We start from the raw sequence: 20,090 nt of genomic DNA, 5'->3' as shown, positions 1-20,090 counted from the left end.
GCTTTACTTGCTGGTGTGAGTGTAGGTTCCATCCCAGTCGGGTGGCACCCCTTCGGTTTCCAGTTCAGTCAGCCGGTCCAGATACACCTGGTATAATCTTGGTCTGTCGCTCAGGCTGCTCAGCTCAAGCAATTGCTGACGGGTGAGCACCCAGTCCCGGTTCAGGTAATTCTGGTAGGTGGTTGCCCATAGAGCGAGTTCCTGTTGCCACTCAATTGAGACGGCTGCTTTTCTGGAAATAGGCTCATAGACAGAGACCGGCTCCAGTTTGCCCTTAACTCGAATACGATCGACGGGCCGAAATACCCAGTCATCGATGGCAGAACAGGTAGCGGGTCCGACCAGAATTTTAACACCGTAATATTTGGTCAGGCCCTCCAGTCGCGCGCCCAGGTTGACCGAGTCACCCAGCACCGTATAGGCCCGCCGAAAATGGGAGCCCATGTCCCCGACATTCATGGGACCTGTGTTCAGGCCGATGCCGACATCGATGGAAGGGTAGCCGAGGTCATTGAGTTCCGGGTTCAGCACGGCCAGGGTGTCGATCATGTCCATCGCTGCTTCAAGGGCATGGCGTGCGTGCAGGGGGTCTTTCAGCGGAGCCCCCCAGAATGCCATCACCATGTCTCCGACGTATTTGTCGATCGTGCCCTGATGATTGAAAATCGACTCGGTGATCGGGGTGAAGTAACGGTTGAGCAAGTCTTTCAGTTCAGTCGCATCCAGTGACTCCGAGATCGTGGTGAAAGAGCGAATGTCGGAAAACAGCACTGTCATTTCCCGGTTTTCACCCGCAAAGCCGTATTCGTTTGGATGCGCCAGCATGTGATCAATGTGGGCCTGAGGTACATATTGGCCAAACACAGAGCTGATGTGTTGCTTGGTGCGACGCTCACCCAAAAACCCCTGCAACAGGTGCAAGCCACCGAGGCTGATCGTCAGTAGCAGACTGCTGGCCAGCGGCAAGGCCACTTTCTGGTATTGCCAGAAATAGAAATTCACCCCGATCATGACGGCCAGTAAGACCAGCGTGGCAAAAACCAGTCCCATCGGGCCCACCCGACTGGAGATGGTGGAGTAGATGATGCCCAGAATCAGTAGGATCAGAGCGGTCAGGGAGTGAGCTACATCCGGGGTGTACGGAAAGTCCCCGGCGAGCAGGGCATTGAGCAGCGTTGCATGTATTTCAACACCGGGAAACTGTGTGCCGACCGGTGTAGTGCGTAAGTCGGCCAGTCCAACGGATGAGGTCCCGACCAGGACCAGGGCATTCTCCAGCACGGTGGTATCTATGCGTTGGTTGAGGACATCGGTTGCCGACAAATAAGGGAATTGACCCTGGCCACCGAGGTAGGGGATAAGAACCCGCCCGGCCACATCAGTGCGAATGCGCTGGTCGGCGAATTGCAACCAATTGATGATGTCGAGCTGATCGTTGTAGCGGGCGACTGACAGGTCAATATCGTCGAGAAGGTAGTAGGCCAGGCCCATTGACAGCGAGAGTGAAGGGTACAAAGCGCCGTCGAACTGGGTGACTAGCGGCGCACTGCGCAGTACGCCATCTCCGTCAATGGCCGGGACAATAAAGCCAGCTCCGACCGCGGCGCGCTGCAGGATGGGCAGCGCACCGGTGTAGCCATTGGCTTGCACAGCCAAGAGTCGGTCGGCCTGGTCGGAGCTGAGTGAATAGACGGGTGGTGGCAATTGCCCTGATCGCGTGGCGGCGTTTTCATGGAACAGAAAAGGCGTGACCACATCGACATTGGCGAAGGCATCGGCCAGTTGCTGATCGTATTCAGTCAGGTCTGCAAAGCGTGCCAGGGCATCAGCCATGGCGGTCTCTCCCGACTGACGGGCCAGTTCCTGTAACCGTCGGGTCGGGTTCTGCTGAGGTTCGGACATCAGGATGTCGAAACCGATGACCACAGCCCCGGCCTCAGTGAGCTGTCGGGTCAGAGTGGCCAGTTTGTCTCTGGGCCAGGGCCAGCGTCCCTCAGCGAAAAGGCTGCTCTCATCTATGTCGACGATCACAATATTGGCATCACTGCGGGCAAAGAGCTTCGAACTGTCAAACAGGTTAAATCGCCAATCGTAGAGGATGTAGTCGAGTCGTTTGATCAGCGACGTCTGGTCATAGCGACCCTGGAACAGATGATATCCGGCTAGCGAGAGGGTAATCAGCACGCCTGACAGCAGCGCTCCCCAGCGCAATACACGGGGCGTTATATACTGTGACTTTGGCGATGCCATGACGCGATATGACCTTGAGTAGCGTGTCGTTGTTAGTGTGCAGGATATGGTAAACTCGTTGCTCTGTCCCGCATGACTGATACAAACGTTGCGCGAACAATCCCGCACCGGAGGATCCCGATTTTGAAGACCAACTGGCGATATGGGCTGTCCCCTTGCATTATCCGCGGCTTGTTCTGGACAGTGTTCCTGATCATTACTGTCTTGTCGCTCTTGCCACTGGGGCATCCGGAATTCTCTCCCAATGACAAAGTGAATCATCTGATTGGCTGGGGCGCCCTGGGCGCCCTGGGGTGCCTTGGCTGGTCAGCAAGACTGCGGTTGGTAGTGATGCTCTGGTTCGCCAGCTTTACACTCGAAGGCGCCCAGGGGTTGACGACCTATCGGATGTTCAGCCTGGCCGATGCTGTTGCAAACGGGGCGGGTCTGCTGATTGGCCTCGGGCTTGTCAGCCTCTGGGATCGGCTCAAACATCGCTTACACCCCACTCACTGAGGAACCACAATGGCTAAACTGAATCGAAATGTAGCGCTGGTCGCTCACGATAATAAGAAAAAGGAGCTGGTTGCCTGGGCGCAGGAGAATCAGGCGTTGTTTGAATCGCTGGGGATTTATGCGACCGGTACTACCGGGAAATTGATCGAAAAAGGGTTGAACCGGTCAGTGCAAAAACTGCTGAGCGGGCCTTTGGGGGGTGACCAGCAAATTGGCGCCAAAATTGCCGAAGGTGACATCGATTTGCTGATATTTTTCTGGGATCCGCTTGAACCTCAACCGCACGACCCGGATATCAAAGCCCTGTTGCGCATCGCTGCACTGTACAATATTCCGGTAGCCTGTAACCGGGCGAGTGCCGATTTTATGATTCAGTCACCGCTGCTGCACAGTGACTACACACCCGCACAACCTGATTTTTCAATCTATACCCAGCGTATTACCCCGGCTGACGACTAACCTGGTGTCGTATCCAATGCGCAATGGGCTGGTTCAGCCCCTTGCGTCAGCCAGGTATTCTGGCGCACCAGACAGTGCCCTCAGTTGTAAAATTCCCGGAGAACTCTGTTGAAGCAAAAACACACTCACTCGCTATTTGAAGATCTGTTCGCGCTTACCGTCGGTGCCGCATTTGTGTCCTTTGGTCTGCTGTTGTTTCAATACCATGGCATGCTGACTGGCGGTACAGCCGGGTTGGCACTGGTGTTAGCCAAGGTGACTGCCATCGATTTCGGTCTGTTGTTTTTTATCATTAATCTGCCTTTTTACTGGCTGGCCGTGAGCAGGCTGGGTTGGCGCTTTGCGATCAATACTTTTATTTCGGTGGCCTGTGTATCAGTAATGGTTGAAGGCTTGCCATACCTGATAGGTCTGCAGAAGGTGAACCCGGTGTTTGCAGCTTTAATGGGTGGTTTTTTAATTGGCACCGGCATGTTGATACTGTTTCGACACGTTGCCAGTCTCGGCGGAGTGGGAATATTAGCGTATTATCTTCAGCAGCGATTTGGCGTGAATGCGGGCAGGGTGCAAATGACGGTCGATGTGTGCATTGTGGCGGTGGGTTTCTTTCTGGTGTCATTGCCGATGCTGGTGCTGTCTGTTGTTGGGGCCCTGGCGCTCAACATGGTTATCGCCCTGAATCATAAGCCCGGCCGGTATCAGATCACCTGACGCTTGTGTTCAACTGGCCGGTTGCTGAGTTTCAGCGAACTTCAACAACCTGCGGGTGCGTCGGTTGTGTTGGCGCAATAAATCTACGAACAGGAACGGATGTATGGCCACTATTCGGGAAGTCTCCAAGCGAGCCGGTGTTTCGGTTGCCACCGTAAGCCGGGTGGTTAATGGTAATCAGAAGGTAGTGGAAGCGACCCGCCAAAAAGTGCTTGAAGCCATGTCGGCGCTCGGTTATGAACCCAACTCTTTTGCTCGCAGTCTGGCCACGAATAAGTCCGAAACCATTGGTATGGTCGTTGGCGAGCTTTCCGGTCCGTTCTTTGGCGAGATGATGCAGTTTGCGGAGCGGGTCATACGCGATGAAGGCAAGCATCTGATCATCACCAGTGGTCATGCCACGCTTGCGGAAGAACGGGATTCTATCGAGTTCTTGCTCAAGCGCCGCTGCGACGCGCTGATCCTGCACCTGGATCTGATGTCCGACGCCGAGATCCTGAAGCGGGTTGATGCTGAGGCGACCCCCATTATTCTGGTCAACCGACTGATTCCGGAGCTGGTCGAACAATGCATATACCTCGATAACGAAGCCGGTGGCTGTCTGGCGACACAACATCTTATTGACCTTGGTCACCGCCGTATCGCTTGCATCACCGGCCCACTCTACAAGTCTGACGCACGGGATCGCCTGACCGGTTATCGCAATGCCCTGAAAATGGCTGACATTCCCTATGATGAACAACTGGTGGTTGAAGGTGACTACCTGGAGCAGGGTGGTGAAGCTGCTTTGGAGCGTTTATTTCGACGGGACACTCACTTCTCCGGTTTGGTTGCGGGCAATGACTTGATGGCGATTGGCGTAGTCAAGGCGTTTAGGCGCAACGGGCTGAAAGTGCCCGACGATTGCAGCGTCGTTGGCTACGATGATGTTGTCATGGCTGGCTATATTGAACCGGGCCTCACTACTGTGCGGGTTCCGATCGAGCAATTCGGAGCAGAGGCCGGCCGGCTTGCACTCAACCTGGGAGAAGGGGCTACGTTTAAGGTACAGCATCTGTTTCAACCTACTTTAATCGAGCGTGCCTCTACCGGGGCGTATAAGCCAGGGTAGAACCAGTGACCCAAGCGTAAAGTTTGGCTTCAGTTCACAGTGTCAGTGACTCCAGGCACTTCATTTAATGCCTACCCCTTGCGCCCCGCATTTACCGGATTCTTTCTGTGATAAATTGTAACCGGTTACACCGCGAAAGCTTTTCCTGCCTGTTGCCAGGCAGCATGACAGCCAAACCACCCGTATATTTGACCAAAACAAGGCGTAACGTGTTGACAGGTAAGTCTTCTCTCATTATCGTTATGTAACCGGTTACATGACATTGCTTTTAAAGCAGTCGCATCGGCTGCTGTGCTTCACAGGGCGCAGTGCAGTACCAAATCACAAAAACAAAAAGTTGTCTGGAGAGATTACTATGAAGCATACACACGGACTGGGCCTGGCACTGGCCACGCTCACGCTGACCAGTGGCGCCATGGCGGCCGATCTGAGGCTGGATGGGTTTCCTGATTACGACAGTCAGTTAGAGGCCATACTGGACGGTTTCCCGGCTCACAATGTTGACATGCTGATGAATGAGCACGGTGGTCACCACGACAAACTCAAGACCAACCTGGCGACCGGCAGCGGCGCAGGCGATGTGGTGCTGATCGACCGTAATTTCGTTGGCTCGTTCGTGAATCAGGGCGGTTTCTACGACCTCAGCGACCAGTTTGCTCCCCACAGTGACAGTTTTGCCCCCTATGCGGTAACGCAGGGCCAGGGTAGCGATGGTAACCAGTATGCCGTTCCTGTCGATCTGGGGCCGGGTGTGGTCTATTACCGTCGCGATTACATGGAAGACATGGGCTACGACCTCGGTGCAGTCATGACCGACTGGGAATCTTACCTCGATTATGGCCGCGCTCTGAAAGAAGACAATATCCTGTTGATTGGCAACGCCAATGCCATCGCTACCGCGTACTGGAATTTCAACGTTGAACCCGGCAACGGCCTTTATTTTGATTCAGAAGGCGAGTCGCTGGTGACCACCGAGCGCTTTAAGCGGGCCTTCGAACTGGCCAAAACGGTACGCGATGAAGGCATGGACGCCAATATTTCTGAGTGGACCGAAGAATGGTATGCCGGTTTCCGCGAAGGTCGCTTTGCCACGCAAATGTCAGGTGCCTGGTTGTTGGGCCACCTGCAAAACTGGATGGCACCGGAGACGTCAGGCAATTGGGGTGTCAGTAATTTGCCTGATAACACCTACGGTACCTGGGGTGGCTCTTTTCTCGCTATTCCGCGTCAGTCTGATCAACCTGAAGCTGCCTGGGACCTGATCGAATACATGATCAGTGAAGAGATTCAACTGGCTGGTTTTAAGAACATCGCCGCCTTCCCGGCGCATACGGCGACCTACGATGATCCAATGTTTAACGAGCCCGTCGACTTTTTGCGCGGCCAGAGAGCCCGGGTGCTGTTTGCTGACATCGCAGAAAACGTCACCCCGGTTGAACCGAATGAAGGTGATCAGATTGCCGAGTCGCTGATCAGTACCGCTCTGGAACAAGTGTTGAACGATGGTATGGACATCGATACAGCGCTGGCCAATGCTGAACGTCAAATCAAGCGTCGCGTGCGCTAATCGATCCTTGTAAGCGCCCAGGGCGGCATCACCACTGATGCCGCCTTTTTATTTCCAATTCATTCAACCTTCCGGATTGCGGCAATGACGACCACCGAAATGACCGATCCGACCACCGTGCAGGAAAACGCCCAGCGCGACAAGTCGGACCGTCAGCGTACGTTCTGGCATAAAACCACGCCTTACTGGTTTATGTCTCCCTACATTATTATTTTTGGCACCTTCGGTATCTTCCCGGTGCTGTTTATGATCTATCTGTCGTTTCATACCTGGAACCCCGTAGCTGGCCTGGGAACCATGGAGTATGTCGGGCTGGAAAACTACGCGCTTAGCCTGACCGATCCTACTCTGTGGCAAACGCTGTGGAATACGCTGCTGATGGCCTTGTATTCAGGCATCCCCCAGCATCTTGTTGCGTTACCGCTGGCGTATTTGCTGGTTCAACTGGGTTCACGCGCGCGCCACTGGCTCACAACGGCCTATTTTTTACCTTACGTGACATCAACCATCGCCATCTCGATGATTTTCTTTGTCATGTTTTCCAAAGAGAGTGGCATTATCAATCAGGCATTAACCGGCCTTGCCAATGGCAGCCTGACCGGCTGGGCATTTGGTTGGCTGAACGGGGTGATGCCTCTGGGTTGGGTGCAGGAAAACAGTCTGATTCGTTACTCGGTTTCTTTTGTGGTGTTTTGGAAATACGTGGGTTTTAACATTGTGATTTACACTGCCGGACTGGCGACCATTTCCGATGAACTCTATGAAGCGGCCATTATTGACGGTGCCAACAGCTGGCAACGGTTTACCCGTATTGCATTACCCCTGTTGCGTCCGTTCATCTTTTTTGCGGTTACGCTCACCATTATTGGCAACATGAATTTGTTTGACGAACCCTATGTGCTGACCCGTGGCTTGCAGCAGGCATCCACCAACGGCATGACCATATCCAATTATCTCTACCGCGTTGCCTGGGAGTGGCTCGATATGGGCAGCGCCGCTGCCATCTCATGGATCCTGTTCATGGTTATTGGCGTGTTCACCGGTCTGTATTTCTGGTTCTTTGGCCGTCGTGGCCTGGGGGGAGATTAATGAAAACCCTGACAACTGCACAAAAACAGAGCCTTGACGGCGTGTTTCACACCCTGGGCAAAGCCATGTTGTGGACTGCCCTGCTGACGGCCGTTGTATTCACTGTCTTTCCCTTTCTGTGGTCATTACTGATGGCCACGCACGACCGCAGCACCATGTTCAGCTCCGGGCTAAACCTGGCATTGGGAGATCAGTTGGTCGCCAACTACCACCGCTTGCTGGATATCATGGATTTCTGGGTGGGCATGTTTAACAGCTTTTCAGTGGCTTTGCTGGGTACGGTGACGTCGTTGCTGTTTTGCAGCATGTGTGGTTACGCATTGGCGGTGTTTGAGTTCCGGGGGCGCAAAGTGCTGTTCGGCATGATGATCTGTTCAATGATGCTGCCCCCCATACTGACGTTGATTCCCTATTACATGGTGATCAACACCATTGGTCTGAGCAACACACACCTGGCTGTCTGGTTGCCATTCAGTATCAACCCCTTCGGCATTTTCCTGATTCGTCAGTACGTGGTGGCATCGGTGCCCAAAGATTTACTGGAGGCAGCCAAACTCGACGGAGCCAGTGCTTTTCGGACCTACTGGAGCGTTGTGTTGCCGTTATTGCGGCCAGGCCTGGCCACGCTGGCGATCGTGCAATTCGTGTTTTTATGGAACAACTTTTTGCAACCGCTGGTCGTACTGACCAGCAGCGACAAGATGGTGATCACCCAGATGTTGCGCAGCGTGCAGGGTGTGCCGAATACGCCCTGGGGTGCCCTGATGCTGGGAACCTTTATCTCGATACTGCCATTGGTGGTTATTTACATGACTGCCAGCAAGCAAATGATCAGCGGCCTGACCAGCGGCGCCGTTAAAAACTGATGTGTATTGGGCGGGCGGAGTCTGCCCCTGGTATTTAGGAGTAGTGTATGAGTTTTAAGTTACCCGAATCATCCCCTTTGCAACGACGTGAATTTTTGTTGGGCGTCGCTACCGCTTCTTTTCAGGTAGAAGGTGCAACGACAGAAGATGGCCGTGGTGAAAGCATCTGGGACCGCTTCTGTGACACCCCGGGCCGTGTACTCGGTGGCGACAATGGCATGCCCGCCTGCGACCACTACCATCGTTGGGCCGATGACCTGGACATGATCAAGTCACTCGGATTCGATGCCTATCGTTTCTCCATCGCCTGGCCAAGAATCGAGCCTGAATCCGGCGTTTGGAATGACAAGGGGTTTGATTTTTATGACCGGCTGGTCGATGGCATGCTTGAACGGGGCATTAAACCCTACGCCACACTGTATCACTGGGATTTGCCACAGTACCTGGGTGAACGCGGCGGCTGGGTCAACCGGGATACCGCTTACCGCTTCGCCGATTACGCCGACCGCGTCACCCGCGTGTTGGGCGACAGGGTCAGCAGTTACGCGACCCTGAACGAGCCCTGGTGCTCAGCCTTTCTAAGTTACCGGCTTGGTATTCATGCACCTGGCCTGAAAGACGACCGACTGGGGTTTCAGGCTGCTCATCATCTGCTGCTTGCTCACGGCCTGGCCTTGCCAGCAATGCGGTCCAATGCTCCCAAAGCGGAGCATGGTATAGTTCTTAACTTTACCCCGGCCTACCCGGAAACGGACTCGGAAGCAGACCGGATCGCAGCGGCCTACAGTGACGAAGAAAACAGCCATTTCTACCTTGAACCACTGCTGACCAGTCACTACCCAGCAGCCGTTCAAGAGCGACATCCGGAATGGATGCCTACGGTCTACCCGGGTGATATGGACATTATTGCAGCCGATCTCGATTTTCTCGGCATCAATTTTTACACCCGGGCGGTGATTACCAGTAGCGGTGAGAATGATTACGACGGTGTCGAGCAACAGGCTGCTAAAACTGACATCGGCTGGGAAATCTACCCGCAAGGGCTGACCGATCTGCTGACCGGGTTCAAGGCTCGTTATGACAACTTGCCGCCCGTTTACATCACTGAAAATGGGGCAGCCGACAATACGCCGGTCACCAATGGCGAGGTGAATGACCAGTTGCGTGTCGGCTATTATGACGCGCATTTGAACGCAGTAGACAAAGCGATAGAGGCCGGGGTTGATGTTCAGGGCTATTTTGCCTGGAGTTTGATGGACAACTTCGAATGGGCCGAAGGCTACAGCCAGCGCTTTGGTATTGTGCATGTAAATTATGACACCCAGGTAAGAACGCCAAAAGCCAGTGCACTGGCGTTCAAGGCGTTTTTAGCCGCCCGCTGAGCGATGTGTCTGCCCGGAGTGATCTCCGGGTTTTGTGATTTTTCAACTACGCATCTATTATTAAGCTTAGGAGTCCGGATCAGGGAGGAGCAGGACAAAGGGGTTGAATCCGCATGAATAGAGTGAACACATGATCTTGACGGGTCTTTCGTCCGAAATGGGGCGCGAATGATGATTTTGAGCGCGTCCAGCTGGTTGCAACGCCTGGTGCTGATCGGTTCAATCTCTTTTTTGGCCGCCGTACAGGCCGAGCAAAGTGTGATTGGCACACCTGCGACGACCGAGTCGGGGCTCGGCTGTTCCCGTCTGACCGCTACCGGTAACCCCGAATATCCTCCGTATTTGTGGCAGGAACCCGGGTCACGACGCGGTTTGATCGGTGCCAATAAGACCATCATGGAAGCGCTGAGTGAACGCCTGGGGATTCCGATCGAAGTTATCTACACCGGTCCCTGGTCCCGAGCTCAGGAGGAAGTCAGGGTAGGGCGCATAGATCTTATTGCCGGCGCCTTTTTCACGATGCCGCGACTGGCCTATATGGATTATATAGAACCGGCCTTTCTGACTACCCGCTCGGTGGTCTGGAAGCGATCGCTAGTGGCCTTTGAATACAGCGAGTGGGCCGACCTTAAGTCGTATGAAGGTGCAACCGTAATCAATAACAGCTTCGGGCAGAATTTCGATGAGTATGCCAGTGTTAATCTGAGCATTGATAACGTCACCAGCCTGCCTCAGGCGTTTCGCATGCTGGCCCAGGGTCGGGTCGACTACGTCCTTTATGAGGAATATCCGGGGCTGGCCTATGCGGCTGAACTTGATCTCGATTTTGTCATTGAGCAGATAGAGCCGCCCATCAGTGCAGAGGGGTTGTTCCTGACCATATCACGGCGCTCACCGTGCAACACCGAGGCACTTCGCACTGAGCTGAATCGAATCATGGCGGAACTTGTTGCCGACGGTACGGCTCAGCGTGCACTGAATGATGGGCTGGATGCCTGGTCTCTGACCCGCCAGTAAGCCTGTTGAGCTGAGACCAGCAAGCCCGTTAGGGCTGAGACCAGAAATCCCGTTAGGGCTGAGAATAGTTCCAGTCCAGACGTTTCCCTTCGCTAGACGATTGCTCTGCCAGTTCAAGTGTGTAGAGCAGAGCGCGAGCATCGTTCAGACTGACGGGGGGCTCGCTTCGGGTGTGAATGGCCCTGGCAAGGCTCTTGAAATAGGCTTGATACTGCCCGGCAGAGCAGTCATCGGGCTGCTCTGTAACGCGCCCGTCGTCAGAGGCACTGTACCGTTTTGCTGTCTGTGCCTGGCCTGCGTCGGGATAGGCCGCAAGCCAGGGCATTTGGCCGCCGCGCAGTGCTTCCTCCTGAGGATCCAGCCCCCAACAGTGCCAGCTACCCTGTTCGAAACGGGCGTTAAAACGTCGCATAGGCCCCGCTTCAAAAGGTGTCGAGCCAAGCGTCACCTGCAAATCCGGGTAATACAACATGACTTCAAACCAGTCGGGTGTGGTGCCCCCGGTGCGCAGAACTTTCAGGCTTGCTTGCAGGGAGTCGGGTGAGCCCAGTAAATGCAATGCCTGATCCAGTAAGTGCGGTCCCAGATCCCAGAAAATGCCGCTGGCTGGCCCGGGTTGTTCCCGCCAGCGATTCTGCGGGATGGGCCGAAAACGGTCAAACCGGCTGGTCAGGTGCTTCAGTGCGCCAAGCTCTCCGGAATTGATCAGAGCTTTCAGGTGCAGAAAATCGCCATCGAACCGGCGGTTTTGATAGACCGTGAGCAAACGGTTTTGTGTTTTGGCCAGCTGTGTCAGCGTCTCTATTTCTTGCAGCGAGGTGACTGAAGGCTTCTCCAGTAAAACATCCTTACCCGCTTTCAGGGCCGCTTCTGCGAGTGGAAAATGCAGAGCGTTGGGCGCAGTAATGATGATCAGGTCGAGCTGCGATGCAATCAGTTGGCCAGCATCCTCCACCACGGTCGTGTCTGGGTAGCGCTCGTGAATAGCCTCGGGTTGCCGGCTGCACACTGCTGTTAATTCAAACTCAGGCGTACCCTGTATAAAAGGTGCATGGAAAACCCGTCCTGACAGGCCATAGCCGATGATTCCAGTTCGAATGGCGGGGTATGCCATGAATGCGGCTCCTTTTTTGAATGCCTTCGTAGGGGGACATTTAACCCAGTCCCTCAGGCTGGCCACAAGTATCAAACTGTAACAGCAGTTGGGGAGAATATGGCGCCATAAAGTTGCCGCCTGTCACAAAGAAAGAGAGACATGAAGTAATAAGCCAATAGATTGACTGTTCCACCCGGATGAAAAGAGTCGAAATGGTGACGCAGTCGACACTTTAAGGCTTTGCCTGGTCTGGCTCCGGAACAGAGTGAACTGTGTCCCAGAATTACCCGTTAGATGCCGTACATTAGGCAGCCTAACGTTACTCCAAGTGGAACGACAATGAACACAGCCAAGGTTACAGACCTGCGCCAACACCTCAGCAAAGTACCGCACAAAGCCGATACAGCAAGGCTGGACGCGCTATCGCGACGGTTTGTTGCGCTGTTGCCGGCCTTGCTGGACGAGTTCTTTGTCGCCTCTGATGACTTCCTGTTCCGGTTGGCTGAAAAAACCACCGATGGTTTTGAGTCCGGTGCTTATTTTGACAGCCTGCGGGCCTTGAGACTTGAGAAAAACAGCATTCGGGAAGCCATTATCAAAGGGGTAAAAACCTATACCGATGAGGTGGCCAAAGGGCAGGTGGAGGCTGAAACGACGGATGCAGCGCCGAAAGTGACCGAATTGTCGCTGATAGAAGACGACACTCTGGAGCGCGGTCTGGCCATCGACAGCTTTACCAATCGAATTCTTGAGCGCTCCGGCGACCAGTGGCTGGCTTTCCGGGAACGGCTTGGTGTGCTGACCGGACGCAAAGATCTCAATAATGAGCAGACGCCCTTCAATCCTGAAGTCCTTGGCCGCATGGCCATGAGCGCACTGGAAGGCGGTAACTGGTCACTGAAGACCACGCTTCTGCTGTTTAGGTTGTTTGACCAGAAAGCCGTCTCCAAGTTGCTGGTATTTTACCAATCCAACAACAACTGGTTGATTGAAGAAGGCATTTTGCCCAATCTGAAACTGATCAATGCGTCGACCCAGAATCGGCCGGATATGTCCAGTTCAGAAACGTTTGAACAACTGGGTCAGATGTTGAGCCAGCGAATGTACGGTGAACACCCGGGCGGCCAAGCTCAGCCGGGTGGTTATGCCGGTGGCGGATTCTCCGGTTCGGGAGCGGGTGGTTACAACGCGGGCGCGGGAATGGCTGGCTCGGGCGGGCAAGGGGTCATGGTTGCGGCTGACGCTTTACAGGCGTTGATGGGCAATCTGACCCGAGTGCAGGCCCAGGCCAGTGCGGCGCCGGTATCGCTTGATCTGGGAGAAATGAAACTCTGGGCTCAGGCTCAGGCGCAGCAAGTGACGGCCCAGGTTCAGGGAACCCAGGAAGCGGGTACGGTTTCGCTGGTGGCGATGCTGTTTGAATACATTCTTGATGATCAGAAGCTCTCGGCGCACATGAAACAATTGATGGCGCGTATGCAAATTCCAATCATCAAAGTCGCCTTGCTCGACAAGGAGTTCTTTACCGAGTCGGAACATTCGGCTCGCCTTTTGCTTAACCGGATGGCGCGCGCCGCAACCGGCTGGCAGCCTGACGAGCACCTTGAAGACGACGTTCTGCTTGATGGTATGGAGCGCATTGTTACGCGTCTGAATCACGAGTTTGAATCCGATTTGACCATGTTTGACTCGGCATTGAGTGAATTTGATGATCTCAAGGCGGAGTACGATGCCGTCGCGCAAGCTCGTGTATCGCCCATGGTCGAGGCTGAGGAAACTCAGTTCAAAGAGCACCAGAACCAGGACAGGGCAAGGCTGTTTATGGAAGCCCTGCTCGAAGGCGAAACATTGCCCGAGGATGCCGAGCATTTGCTCAAGCGTCATTGGTACCGGTTGATGCGCGGCATCTACACCACCCATGGCGAAGGCAAAGCCTGGAAAACCAGTGCCCGAATTGCCAGGGAACTGGTCTGGAGCTTGCAGCCGAACATTCAGGTAACGGAGTCGACGCGCTTTGCGCGGCTGCTGCCGAATCTACGTTCCGGCCTGCACGATGGTCTTAAAGCATTGGGTCTGAACGAAGGCGAACGCGACCGCCTGATGTCAGCCATTGATGAATGGCACCAGCCCCGGCACCAGCCACTGTCTGAGAGTGTCTGGGCGGATCAGGAGCGGCTGGACGCCTTTACTGAGCGTTCGGCTCGCGCGGATGAGCTGGTTGAGCAGCCGCAGCCACTGCCAGTCGATGAACCGGTCATTCAGCACAAGCCGGCCGACCTGACCTATTATATGGACATGGTTGAAACGTTTGAAACCGGGGCCTGGTTCGATATTGAAAACCAGTCGGGCAAAATTGAGCGAGGGTGTTTGACGGCTATTGTGGGTATGGGCAGCAAGTACATTTTTACCGATCATCAGAGCAACAAAGTGGCAGAACGCTCTGCTATTGGCCTGGCTATGGCTTTGCGCAACGACGGATTCCGTCTGGTTGACGATGCGCCGCTGTTTGACCGGATGATTGATACGCTGGTATCCGAGCTGGGTGAGCCGGAAAAAACCCGACACTGATTCGTCACCCGATTGCCCCAAACAGACCCGCTGCTTCAGCGGGTTTTTTATTGTCCGGGGTTTGCGTATAGCGGGCGACTGTATGCGAACAGTCATTGACGACGCTAAGTTATAAATGTTTGTCTGATTTGTGCGCAGAATGTAACCAGCGTTCATAGTACAGTATTCAAGTACCCATTCTGACACGCACAATCTGACGGTAAAGCCGGGTACTAAACCTCAGAATACTGAGTTCAAGGTGAACACAATGGAGAAGAAAGCAACCGCCAAGCAATCGTTCCTCGCCTTTTTGGGTGTGGTCAGCAAGTCCAAGTCGCGTCGTCGTGGTAACCACACTACGCTGGACCGGCTATCGCGTCCGGAAGTGAGAGACGAATTGGCCCTCAAGGGTATAGCGGTTCTTAGCGACAACTGATCGTCGCCACCCGATGCACTGAGTCTCGGGTTACGGCAGGATGCCGACAATTGCATTTTCAACGATACCTACCGGGTGTCGGCAGGGCTATTTTATCTCAATAATTCCCCTCTGCTGTTCTACCGGCCATGGACCCGCTATGCTGTCGAGTTGCACCCTTCAACGGGACTCAACCCTAGCGGGAGGTATGATTCATGGCCAACTCTCTTGAGACCTGGTTAAGCCAATACGGCGAGAGCCATCAAAACCCTATCAACAAAAGAATTCATTGGGTGTGTGTGCCGGTTATCTTCTGGTGCGTGCTGGCATTGTTGTGGGAGATACCGCTTGGGCCTAATCCGGTGATGAATGCGGCCGTTGTCCTGATCGCAGTCAGTATATTGTTTTATTCACGTCTGTCGTGGACACTGACGATAGGGATGGGCATTCTGGTCGCCGTATCCGTGGCCCTTATACTGGGTTTTAAAGCACTTGGGTCGCCACTGCCACTTTGGGTCTTTGCGCTTATATTGTTCGTGGCTGCCTGGGTGGGACAGTTTTGGGGGCATCGTATCGAAGGCAAGAAACCCAGTTTCTTCAAAGACGTTCAGTTCTTGTTGATTGGTCCAGCCTGGTTGCTGAGTTTCATTTATCAGCGCCTGGGCATTCCATTGAAATAGCAGGGCCATTCTGTCTGATTTTTTAACGCACTGTTGGCATTCCCTGAATCGCTGCCTACTGTTCATAAGGCGTGGGTTCAGTGCGGTAGATTACACCCTTTATCTATAAACGTGTCACACTCGACTGGAGAAATTCTTTGTCTAAAAATTCCCTGTCCAGGCACCAGATGTCTGCCCACGGTTTGACCTTTCTGAAAGCCAGTCACCCGGTTATCAAAACATTGAAGTACAGTGTTGGTGACGCCAATCTGCATGGTAATAAGGTCTGGGACTCCAGTTTCGTCCTGATGGACTACCTGTTGATTGACCCTATTCCCGAAGGTCGTGTGGTGTTTGACATCGGTTGCGGTTGGGGGCCTACCAGCCTGTTCTTGATGAATCGTTTCCAATCCCGAGTGATGTCGATTGATGCTGATGATTCTGTTGAACCTTATCTGCAACTGCATGGCGAACTGAATCAGTTGAAGCCGGTTTTTTGGCAGCGCAAGATCAAGCAGTTGAAAAACGACGACCTGTCGATGGCCGACACCGTGATCGGTGGTGATATCTGTTTCTGGGACAGTTTGGCCGATGAATGGAAAACGCTGATCAAACGAGCTAAAAAAGCGGGCGTGCGTCAGATTCTGATCGCCGATCCGGGGCGGCAGCCATTCTTTGATCTGGCCGACTGGGCGGTGAAAAAACACAACGCCGAGCTGTGGGAGCACGACATCACCCAACCGGTGAAAGCCACCAGCTATGTTCTGGACATCCCGTTGATTGGCGATGGCGACTAGACAGCCCCTTTCCGGAACAGGCGTTGAAAATGGTCAATTGAGGTGCGTGGCTCAACTTTTCCCGGATGCGGGCGATAACCTGACCGAGAGTATTAACCGGATTGTTTTTGTTATGAAGCGCGCCACCCCGTTTACCACAGTGAGATTTCGCTCATGAGCCTGGCCACCACACTGAGGTCTCTGCTTGTTGGCTGCGCGGGCGTGTTGCCATTGTCAGCACCTGCGCTGGAATTCAGTATGGACCTGGGCCTGGCCAGTGGAGAAAATGCGGTTGGTTGGGGTGTGGCCAGTCATGTCCAGATCATGGATAACACGCGCTGGGGTCTGGATCTTGGCTATCGTTACCACAGCGAACTTGAATACCCAACCGACAACGGCACTCTGAACCACGACTTCCGGCAATACGAAATGGGGCTGATATGGCAGCAAGGCCATACCGGTGCTCGCTTTCAGGGCGTGGGGGGGCTGATTTTGGCGGGCGACAATGTTGTCGGCAATGCGGATGAGTCGGTGTTGAATGCCGGTGCGCTTGGCTACCATCTCGATGCTGACATCAGCGTGCCACTGGTTGAAGGCTTGCGTGTATTTGCCAATGCGGGCTATCAGGACTATTTCAGCGGAGACATGCCTGCCCAGTGGCGCTGGCGCTATGGCGTGCGCTATGTATTTGGCGAACGTATGTCCGCCGCAGAGCGTGACGCCCGAGCTCGCGCCGAGGCCGCTCAGGCACCGCCACAAAATACGGCGAATGCGGTCGACACTGAACAACCCGAGCGTCGGGTGCAGCCGATACCCACCTATCTCTCCCAATCGTTGCCACCCATTATTGAACGTTCCGAACTGTGCAAATGTTTCCCGGCCGGGCCTTACACTCTGCAATTGGGGCAATTTCCGAACATGGAACGAGCGGTTCGGGCCATGGAGTATCGGGGCTTGCGCCAGTTTTTTACCACCATCGCCTATGACCGTGATCCACAGCCTGTCTTTCTGGCACAGGCGGAGCCCGAGGGGCCGGTAGGCCTGTTTCTGGGAGAATATGAGCAGTTGGCTGACAGTGAAATCTGGCGGCGTCGTTTGCGGCTAAGTGGCATTGAAGGGCGTATTCGTCGGGTCGTTGGCAGCGATGGACGAGTCGAAAACCGTACCGTTGACGCCAGTGCACAGGCGAGAACGCCTCGGTATACCGCCGAGGAAATACGGCGTATGAACTCAGTTTCGCCGGATGTCGGGGTCAATACCCAACTGAATCGACAGACTTTAAACCAGGCAGCCGTTGCCGGGCAGGACGCATCATCCCATTCGACGCCAGCGGTGATGCCTGATTCAAACTACGTACCCGGGACCCTCATTCTCGGGCCGGTAAGCCCGGCGACGTTGACTGGCTGGATGTCTGAGCCATCGATGCGGGATGCTTTGCTGACCGACACGACCCGGCGCCTGCCCGGGCGCCACCGGCTCATCTGGGATGCCGCCCGTAACCAGGCCTGGGTCTATCTGGACCGTTTCAGTTCGACAACACAGATCGATGAGTGGCAAGCCTGGCTGGAAGGAAAGGGGCAGGTTGCCAGTCTGCATCAGTCTGCACGGTTGCCCGTCGGTGATGTCTATGTGTATTTCCTGGGTGATGGGTTGCATGGTTACAGTCTTGAGCTTCACCAGCAGGCCGATGCCAGTGACATGTTGCAGCGACTTGTATCACCAGAGGTGCTTTGGTTTCAGGCCTACCAGTCCATTAATGAAGAGCCTCCGACTCTGGTGTTACAATGGAACGCATCTGATCAGCGTTATCATTTGATCGCCACCGGCTTTGCCCGGGATAATGATGCCCGACGCGCCTGGCAAAATCTGAGCAGTGTGGGTCTGATGCCGGTGCTTCAGGAATAGCGCTGTTCATGTCGGCTTCAGGAGAGTCGACGTGAATCGCTGCCAGGTATTGTGCCGACCTCTGAGTCATTGGAATCCCAGGGAGAAATCATCCATGGAGTGGTCTTTCACCATTCTGTTTATCCTGTTTGCTGTCGCCATGCTGGCTGGCTGGGTCGATACCCTGGCAGGAGGCGGTGGGCTGATTTCATTGCCTGCCATGTTGTTATTGGGCGTGCCACCTGTCAGTGCATTGGCAACCAACAAAGCCCAGGGCGTCGTTGGAACCCTGACCGCTTCGGTGACTTTGCTGCTGAAGGGGCATATGCGTGGCCAGTCACTGTTTTGGCGATTGATCGCTGTTGGGCTTGGAGCCGCTTTGGGCAGTTGGCTGGTGCAGGGTGTGGATACCGGCTGGCTGGAGTGGTTAGTCCCCGTTTTACTGATCAGTGTTGCCGTGTATTTCTGGTTAACGCCGAACCTGGGTAGCATCGAGACCAAGGCGCATCAAACGCAGCGGGAATGGACGATGACCTGGGCCCCTGCCGTTGGCTTTTACGACGGTTTTTTCGGGCCAGGTGCCGGCTCTTTCTACGCCGCTACGGGTGTCGCCTTTCGCGGGCAAACATTGCTGGCTGCCACTATATCCGCCAAACCGTTGAATTTCATGTCAAATGTCGTGTCACTGGCGGTGTTTTCTGCGGGTGGACAGGTGGTCTGGGTGATCGGTTTTGCCATGATGCTGGGGCAGGTGCTAGGGGCTTTTGTTGGCAGCCATACCATCCTCAGTGGTGGTGCCCGGCTGATCCGGCCCATCGTAATCACCATGTGCATGCTGATGTCGGTCAGCCAGGTTGCACAGTCGATGGGGTGGATCAGTCTGGCTGGCTGACCGGCTCAGTCGCGGTCAGTTCATAGTCCCCGGCTTCAAAGGCATCAAAGTAAGTCTGATAGCGTCCGGACGCCCTGAACGCTCTTAGTTGGGAATTGAAGTTCTCAAGCAGTGCTTCACTGTCTGGCAATGAACGCGGCAGCAGCAGGTAACTTTGATTGACCAGCAAGGCTTTGGGGTGGTGGGTTATTCTTCGGGCAGCCTCCGGGCTGACCGTTTTCGATAGTGTAAAGTACCCGACATTGATTTCCTGCGGGTAGGCATCGATCCGCCCGGCCAGCAGCATGTTGACTGTCGATGCCTCACTGGCAACCCATTCGATGTCGAGAATGCCTGCTTCAACAGCCGCATCAAACTCAGGGCCATAACTGTAACCCAAAACGCCCGCCAGCTTTAAGCCTGATAAATCTGTAAATTCCTGCCATTCAAACGTCTGACCGGCCCGGTGAAAGAAAACAAAGCGCTCATCGAGGATCGCGTCGCTATACAGCATATCGGCATGCCGGTCGGGTGCATCCATCCACACGGCAGTCGCGTCGTATTCACCGGACACGGCGCCGACATAGGCGCGACGCCAGGGAACCAACTGATAGTCAACCTCGATGCCGGATTCGGCGAAAACATCAGAAATTAAATGAGCGATGAAACCGAAGTGCTTCTGTTCAGGGGTTAGGAAAGGCGGCCATCCACCCGTACTGATCAGGACTTGAGCCTGAGCCTGACTGATGACCAGTGTTGCTGTCAGCAGAATGATTTTGATTCCAGATCGCATCAATCCATCCAGTGTCCGTTTGAGTAGACAGTATAGCCAAATACTTCTTGGCTGGCTGAATTGTTCGCTGGGCGGACGACAGACTTCTTACGATGAGAAACG

Annotated in this window: 18 protein-coding genes; 15 read left to right on the top strand and 3 right to left on the bottom strand. The window is 54.4% G+C overall.

Going from position 1 to position 20,090, the window contains the following annotated elements:
* Positions 1-3 precede the first annotated feature (3 nt).
* Complete coding sequence (locus G565_RS0114515; protein WP_051207960.1) at positions 4-2,250, bottom strand: CHASE2 domain-containing protein; 2,247 nt, start codon at positions 2,248-2,250, stop codon at positions 4-6.
* A gap of 123 nt (positions 2,251-2,373) precedes the next feature.
* Between G565_RS0114515 and G565_RS26835 the strand changes: the two genes are divergently transcribed.
* From G565_RS26835 to G565_RS0114470, 9 genes are all read left to right on the top strand, one after another.
* Entirely contained in the window at positions 2,374-2,745 is a 372-nt protein-coding gene (locus G565_RS26835) for a VanZ family protein (RefSeq protein ID WP_037339439.1), read from the top strand.
* Positions 2,746-2,754: 9 nt separating this feature from the next.
* Positions 2,755-3,204, top strand: a complete 450-nt coding sequence (locus tag G565_RS0114505; RefSeq protein WP_028671551.1) for a methylglyoxal synthase — start codon at positions 2,755-2,757, stop codon at positions 3,202-3,204.
* Positions 3,205-3,312: 108 nt separating this feature from the next.
* Entirely contained in the window at positions 3,313-3,915 is a 603-nt protein-coding gene (locus G565_RS0114500) for a YitT family protein (protein ID WP_028671550.1), read from the top strand.
* Positions 3,916-4,018: 103 nt separating this feature from the next.
* Positions 4,019-5,026, top strand: coding sequence for a LacI family DNA-binding transcriptional regulator (locus tag G565_RS0114495; RefSeq protein WP_028671549.1), 1,008 nt, complete (start codon positions 4,019-4,021; stop codon positions 5,024-5,026).
* Positions 5,027-5,381: 355 nt separating this feature from the next.
* On the top strand, positions 5,382-6,593 hold the full coding sequence (locus G565_RS0114490) for an extracellular solute-binding protein (protein ID WP_028671548.1): 1,212 nt from the start codon (positions 5,382-5,384) through the stop codon (positions 6,591-6,593).
* Positions 6,594-6,677: 84 nt separating this feature from the next.
* Entirely contained in the window at positions 6,678-7,682 is a 1,005-nt protein-coding gene (locus G565_RS0114485; RefSeq protein ID WP_245584190.1) for a carbohydrate ABC transporter permease, read from the top strand.
* On the top strand, positions 7,682-8,548 hold the full coding sequence (locus tag G565_RS0114480; RefSeq protein ID WP_051207958.1) for a carbohydrate ABC transporter permease: 867 nt from the start codon (positions 7,682-7,684) through the stop codon (positions 8,546-8,548). The genes G565_RS0114485 and G565_RS0114480 overlap by 1 nt, the downstream gene beginning before the upstream one ends.
* Before the next feature lie 47 nt (positions 8,549-8,595).
* Entirely contained in the window at positions 8,596-9,930 is a 1,335-nt protein-coding gene (locus tag G565_RS0114475; RefSeq protein WP_028671545.1) for a GH1 family beta-glucosidase, read from the top strand.
* A gap of 168 nt (positions 9,931-10,098) precedes the next feature.
* Positions 10,099-10,947, top strand: coding sequence for a substrate-binding periplasmic protein (locus G565_RS0114470; RefSeq protein WP_211227186.1), 849 nt, complete (start codon positions 10,099-10,101; stop codon positions 10,945-10,947).
* 52 nt (positions 10,948-10,999) lie between these two features.
* Here G565_RS0114470 and G565_RS0114465 read toward each other — a convergent pair whose 3' ends face one another.
* Positions 11,000-12,061, bottom strand: a complete 1,062-nt coding sequence (locus tag G565_RS0114465) for a Gfo/Idh/MocA family oxidoreductase (RefSeq protein ID WP_051207956.1) — start codon at positions 12,059-12,061, stop codon at positions 11,000-11,002.
* A gap of 321 nt (positions 12,062-12,382) precedes the next feature.
* On the opposite strand from G565_RS0114465, the gene G565_RS0114460 reads away from it, so the two are divergent.
* From G565_RS0114460 to G565_RS0114435, 6 genes are all read left to right on the top strand, one after another.
* The gene (locus tag G565_RS0114460; RefSeq protein ID WP_028671542.1) at positions 12,383-14,611 is read left to right on the top strand and encodes a DUF1631 family protein; all 2,229 of its coding nucleotides are present in this window, start codon (positions 12,383-12,385) and stop codon (positions 14,609-14,611) included.
* Positions 14,612-14,858: 247 nt separating this feature from the next.
* The gene (locus G565_RS26830; protein ID WP_157600097.1) at positions 14,859-15,026 is read left to right on the top strand and encodes a hypothetical protein; all 168 of its coding nucleotides are present in this window, start codon (positions 14,859-14,861) and stop codon (positions 15,024-15,026) included.
* A gap of 194 nt (positions 15,027-15,220) precedes the next feature.
* Complete coding sequence (locus tag G565_RS0114450) at positions 15,221-15,685, top strand: Mpo1 family 2-hydroxy fatty acid dioxygenase (RefSeq protein WP_028671541.1); 465 nt, start codon at positions 15,221-15,223, stop codon at positions 15,683-15,685.
* Positions 15,686-15,822: 137 nt separating this feature from the next.
* On the top strand, positions 15,823-16,461 hold the full coding sequence (locus tag G565_RS0114445; RefSeq protein ID WP_157600096.1) for a class I SAM-dependent methyltransferase: 639 nt from the start codon (positions 15,823-15,825) through the stop codon (positions 16,459-16,461).
* A 153-nt stretch (positions 16,462-16,614) separates the two neighbouring features.
* On the top strand, positions 16,615-18,345 hold the full coding sequence (locus tag G565_RS0114440) for a TorF family putative porin (RefSeq protein ID WP_028671539.1): 1,731 nt from the start codon (positions 16,615-16,617) through the stop codon (positions 18,343-18,345).
* Positions 18,346-18,439: 94 nt separating this feature from the next.
* Positions 18,440-19,216, top strand: a complete 777-nt coding sequence (locus G565_RS0114435) for a TSUP family transporter (RefSeq protein WP_028671538.1) — start codon at positions 18,440-18,442, stop codon at positions 19,214-19,216.
* On the opposite strand, the gene G565_RS24280 is transcribed toward G565_RS0114435, so the two are convergent.
* A complete protein-coding gene (locus G565_RS24280; protein WP_037339434.1) occupies positions 19,200-19,988 on the bottom strand; it encodes a substrate-binding periplasmic protein in 789 nt (262 codons plus the stop codon). The genes G565_RS0114435 and G565_RS24280 overlap by 17 nt on opposite strands.
* Positions 19,989-20,090: the final 102 nt, after the last annotated feature.

Origin of the sequence: Saccharospirillum impatiens DSM 12546 (assembly GCF_000423605.1) — a bacterium.
In the GTDB taxonomy this organism is placed as follows: domain Bacteria; phylum Pseudomonadota; class Gammaproteobacteria; order Pseudomonadales; family Natronospirillaceae; genus Saccharospirillum; species Saccharospirillum impatiens.
Note: the sequence above shows the minus strand (reverse complement) of the source record. Positions and strands in the feature narration are given on the sequence as shown.